The sequence below is a fragment of the Shewanella sp. 11B5 genome (genome assembly GCF_002836795.1).
In the GTDB taxonomy this organism is placed as follows: Bacteria; Pseudomonadota; Gammaproteobacteria; order Enterobacterales; family Shewanellaceae; genus Shewanella; species Shewanella frigidimarina.
On sequence record NZ_PJAP01000469.1, the window covers coordinates 1 to 4,559 of the forward strand.

The 4,559-nt window shown below is 35.7% G+C and carries 4 protein-coding genes; 2 read left to right on the forward strand and 2 right to left on the reverse strand.

The genetic code is table 11. From position 1 onward, the window contains the following. The first annotated feature begins 500 nt into the window (after window positions 1-500). Entirely contained in the window at window positions 501-1,034 is a 534-nt protein-coding gene (locus CXF78_RS10925) for a recombinase family protein (RefSeq protein WP_102036793.1), read from the forward strand. A 129-nt stretch (window positions 1,035-1,163) separates the two neighbouring features. Beyond that, window positions 1,164-1,835, forward strand: coding sequence for a hypothetical protein (locus tag CXF78_RS10930; protein WP_102036794.1), 672 nt, complete (start codon window positions 1,164-1,166; stop codon window positions 1,833-1,835). A gap of 159 nt (window positions 1,836-1,994) precedes the next feature. Here CXF78_RS10930 and CXF78_RS10935 read toward each other — a convergent pair whose 3' ends face one another. Continuing rightward, on the reverse strand, window positions 1,995-3,239 hold the full coding sequence (locus CXF78_RS10935) for a tyrosine-type recombinase/integrase (protein ID WP_102036795.1): 1,245 nt from the start codon (window positions 3,237-3,239) through the stop codon (window positions 1,995-1,997). A 349-nt stretch (window positions 3,240-3,588) separates the two neighbouring features. Continuing rightward, window positions 3,589-4,559 (reverse strand): tetratricopeptide repeat protein (locus tag CXF78_RS10940; RefSeq protein ID WP_219622069.1); only part of this gene is annotated, 971 nt, incomplete at its 5' end.

Consider the following 4,559-nt stretch of genomic DNA (forward strand, 5'->3'; position numbering starts at 1 on the left):
TATGAATAGGCTAGAAGCCTAGTGTTTGAAAGGCTTTTGAGGTGATGTAGAAGGGACAACCGTTCATTTTATGTGTTTTCATCATTTCAGGCATTCTTGTCGTAATACTTTGCCTACTGTATTTCTATGACATCCAACAAGTTCTGCGATAGCAGGGTGAGATAGGTTCTTGTCTCTCAAAGAGATTATTTTTTCGCGTTTTGTGCGAGTTATTCTATTAGTCAGCATATTTGCTCCAAAGTTCAATGATTGATATCCAGATTTTAAGCTGGTAGCACTCTGATGCACACAAAAGACACTTTAAGGATGGTTAGTTCAATAGTTAATCAATTGATTGTTATAAGTAAAGTAATGATAAACAACTACAGGAGAATAGTATGAGTATTCGAAGTATAGTTATTGAATTTCTATTGAAAGTGATTATTCCCAATATTATTAGCTACTTAAATCGAAAAGCGTTTGATTTTGGTACGGTGTACGAATAAGGTGAGGTTGTAGATATGGCTACAGTTGGATATGCACGAGTTAGTACATCAGGACAGAGCCTAGAAGCTCAGCTACAGGCATTAAGCGATTGTGACACCATCTTTCAGGAAAAGGAATCAGGGGCTTCCTGTGAGCGTTTAGAGCTCATCAGGATGATAGAGTATGTACGTGAAGGTGATACGGTAAAAATCACTAAATTGTGTCGTTTAGCTCGAAATACGAAGCACTTGCTTGAGATTGTCGAGTTGTTTGATTCAAAGAAAGTGTCGCTTCAGGTTCTTAACTTAGGCATAGATACAGCAAGCCCAACGGGTCGCCTTATGGTTACATTAATAGGCGCGATAGCGACTTTTGAACGACAACTTTTACTTGAGCGTCAAGCTGAGGGTATTGCACTAGCTAAGGATAAAGGTAAGTACAAAGGACGTAAACCAATTGCCAGAATTAAACAAGTTCAGGTAAAAGAACTTTTCGCTAGCGGTATAAGTAAGCTACAAATATCTAGAGAATTAGGTATTAGTCTTTCAAGTGTTTACAGGCTTATTTAATAGATCCTTTATAGTTTGGTAGATATGTATTTCATATATCGAATTAATTTAATTAGGAAGTATTGGATAAAAGGTATATCGTTCTTTAATCGGAATACAATGCTGTAAGAGCTAGGTAATCGGAGATATATGTTAAGGCCTAAGGGATTGTTGAATCGCATTCGCTATATACTGAATATAAAGCTAATTGGAAGGGATATAACTTTTTTAAAAGGACATTACTTTAATAATTATAATGTTATTTATATTCCTCAGCCTCCTTATTTGCGTCCGAAATTTGACACTGTAGGTATTAAAATTACTAACGGTATTAATGTTAGTTTAGAAAAAATAACTATTTCTGGTTTTTCTGAAGCAATAAATTTAAATGGTTATTGTTCAGCAAAAATGAAAAAGGTATCTATTGATAATTGTGAGATAGGTATTTTTGCTAATGAAGCCCATATAGAAAAGGATAAGAAGATGGCATTAGATTTGAAACGTGTTGACTTTAGTCGAGGTAAAAAAGGTGTTGTAGCACCTGATACATATGACATTAAAGCTAGAGATGTTAAATTTCAAGATGTTGAAATTGGCTTTGATATATATTTAAGTAAAGCTAAAATGCTAGAAATTGGACTTCCAGAAAACACTCCTAAAGATTTGATTTTTGAAGCAATTGAAATAGTTAAAAATAGTAAAGAGGAAGAGACAGTAGATAAATTATCAAAATCTGAATTGTTCTCTTGGCTGGGAATGGCTGCAAATACAGTGACTATAGCGACTCCATTAGTTAAAAACCTAATGGCTTTAGTTCAATAATCTGGATAATGGATTGGTTGTATTTGTGCTTAAAGCATTCTATTTAAACTATACCCTTGTGAGAAACTAGAAACCCACCCCAAAGCATGTCTTTAGGGTGGGTTTTGTTGTTTTGAGACGTTTTTGTCATTGGGTAGACTCTAATGAGAGTTTGAGCGGCTACCAAATAATGTGCTCAACACATTGGTCATAAGCTTCTTTGAGTTGCGGTAATGTGTACCCATCTGAATAATAACCATATGTCATAGTCTTACCTCGTTCATGCCCTAAAATAGCGGAAGCTTTCAATTCAATAACTTCAGACCTTTGCATTGCAGTTGAAAACATCACTCGAAATGAATGGAAGCTTTTAGCTGTATCTTTTGAAATATGAGCGGTCTTGATTCTAGAGAACCAACGACTCATAGCTTTCCCATTAAGCCCAAGTAATAAATCTTCATCGCCTTTATCATTAGCTAAAGCTTTTAACCTTTCGCCCAGTTCTGTTGTCAGTGGTACTATTCGTGTTGCGGCGTCCGTTTTCCCTTTTTCGATGTAAATAGCAGTGATATTGTCTTCATCAATTAGATGTCTAACTTTTAAATTACAGAGTTCTGAAATTCGACCACCAGTATAAGCCGCAAGCTTAACTAGTAACTTTTTAATGGGCTCCTCATCAGTAATTAGTGTTTGTATCTGGCCCAATTCCTGAGGGGTGAAAGATTTCTTCTTGTTAGTCTTAATGCCTCCAGCGAATGAATGGCCTTTAAAAGGGCAAGGGGTAGTAACTTCACCTAATTGGTCACAATACCTCCAAATGGAGCGAAGGCGACTGATATAGCCGCTTACTGTGGATATAGCGAGGTCTGTTAGAAGTAGTTCAACATAATCGTGGACGTGCCTCTTTGAGATATCTTCCAGTTGGATGTCATATAACTTGAGAAACTTCAAAAACTCATCAACTGACTTTTTCGTCTTGTTGATGTTATCAGAAGAGTTAGCCTTTTTGCGGCTCCAATTTGTCAGGGCTTCTTTGAGTGTTATTTTGTATCTGCCTCGATGGTCTTTCCTACCATTGACTGTTGTATAGGCATGCAAGAATACTTCATCATCGTCACGTTGCACCTTGTCTAAGTCATAATGTTCATCCCAAGAAGCTGGAAAGTGTTCTTTGTCTTCTGACATGGATTGTACAAGCTCAAGAAATCTATGCCTATTTGTGTTGGGCGCATTAAATTTACGTTCTTGAAGCTTCCCATTAAGGATATCTCGTTGAACTCTTGCTATTCGAATATCTGCTGTCCCAAGACTTTCTGATATTGTTGTCTGTCCATCAAATTGGTCTAATAAGTCTTGAGGGATGCGTCTTTGATACCACCAAATATTTCCGCGTAGCTTTAGGTATTTTGTGTCAATTGATGTCATGTCGCCAGCTTTGTAGTCACAAATGTAGACAGGTATGATGCCATAACTCCATATATACCGCTACATTAAAGGTTTTGGCATGATTTGGGCGGCATGATGTAATCTAGCTTGTCTAAATCGGTGATAACTGCGTTGCTTCACCACTCGTTTAAGAAAGCTAAACGTCGTGGTAAAGCGCCTTGTTCTAACCCGATTTATACTGCGCTATATACATTGTCGTTCTAAAGCCTAGAAGCTTAGAACTGAATTTCTTGTAAGAGAAAATAGAAAGCCTCGATACCTAACGGTATCGGGGCTTTTTGTTATTTATTTTGGGGGTAAAATGAATTTACTATTACCCACTAACTCATTAGCTTTCTCCACAACACCTCTTATACTTTTTTCCGCTTCCACAAGAACAAGAACTATTTCTGCCTATTTTTATATGATTAGTCGTTCTATTTGATTCGTTAGCCATAAGTGAATATAAGTATTCAATATTATCTTTTATCAACATAGTATGCTCATGGTGTTGACCTAATATTGAATTAAGAATGTTGAGTGCTTTAGTTAAATAGTTGATTGCTTCATCATATTTATTTACATTAGTATAATATGCACCCATTGTATTATATGAAGTTGCAACGTCGATAGGATTTGCTTCTTGTTGTAACTCTCGTATACCCATTGCTTTTTTTATTAAAGGATACGCTTTGTCATATTGATTAGTATATCTATATAATTCGCCTAAATTATTATATACGCTGGCAGTATCAGTGTGTTCATCGCCCAAAGTTGCCTCATATCCTCTCATTGCTTTAATGTAAAAAGGTAATGCCTTCTTCCTTTGATTCATCTCCACATAAATAAACGCCAAGTCATTATAACTTTGTGCAATAAGAGGGTTGTCGATTTTAAGAAGTTTTTTTCTTAAACTTAATGCTTCTTCAAAATTTTTTAATGCCTTTTTATAATCTCCTGAAATTTTATAAGCTTCTGCAATACCCTTATAGATATAGCTTGAATCAGAACTGTCACCATCTAACATAAGATGTTTTTTTGCATTATTAAAGCTCATCAAAGATTTATTTGTATCTCTAATAGTATTATAAACATGCCCTAAATTAGAATACACCGCAGCTAAGGATCGAGGTGGCATACTATTGCATTTTTCGGCAAGTGAGCATGCCAATTCAGAATGCTCTAGTGAATTTTTATAATCTCCCTTCTTTCTATATAGCTCACCAGACAAGGTATGGAATTGGCATAAATATTCAGGTTCAATATTGTTTATGCTTTGGCATATTTTACTTGCCATAGTTAGGGTTTCTAATGAATGAT

Excerpts from the sequence above, each read along its gene's own strand:
- CXF78_RS10930 (WP_102036794.1), top strand. The coding sequence starts at position 1,164 with ATGTTAAGGCCTAAGGGATTGTTGAATCGCATTCGCTATATACTGAAT.
- CXF78_RS10925 (WP_102036793.1), top strand. The coding sequence starts at position 501 with ATGGCTACAGTTGGATATGCACGAGTTAGTACATCAGGACAGAGCCTA.
- CXF78_RS10935 (WP_102036795.1), bottom strand. The coding sequence starts at position 3,239 with ATGACATCAATTGACACAAAATACCTAAAGCTACGCGGAAATATTTGG.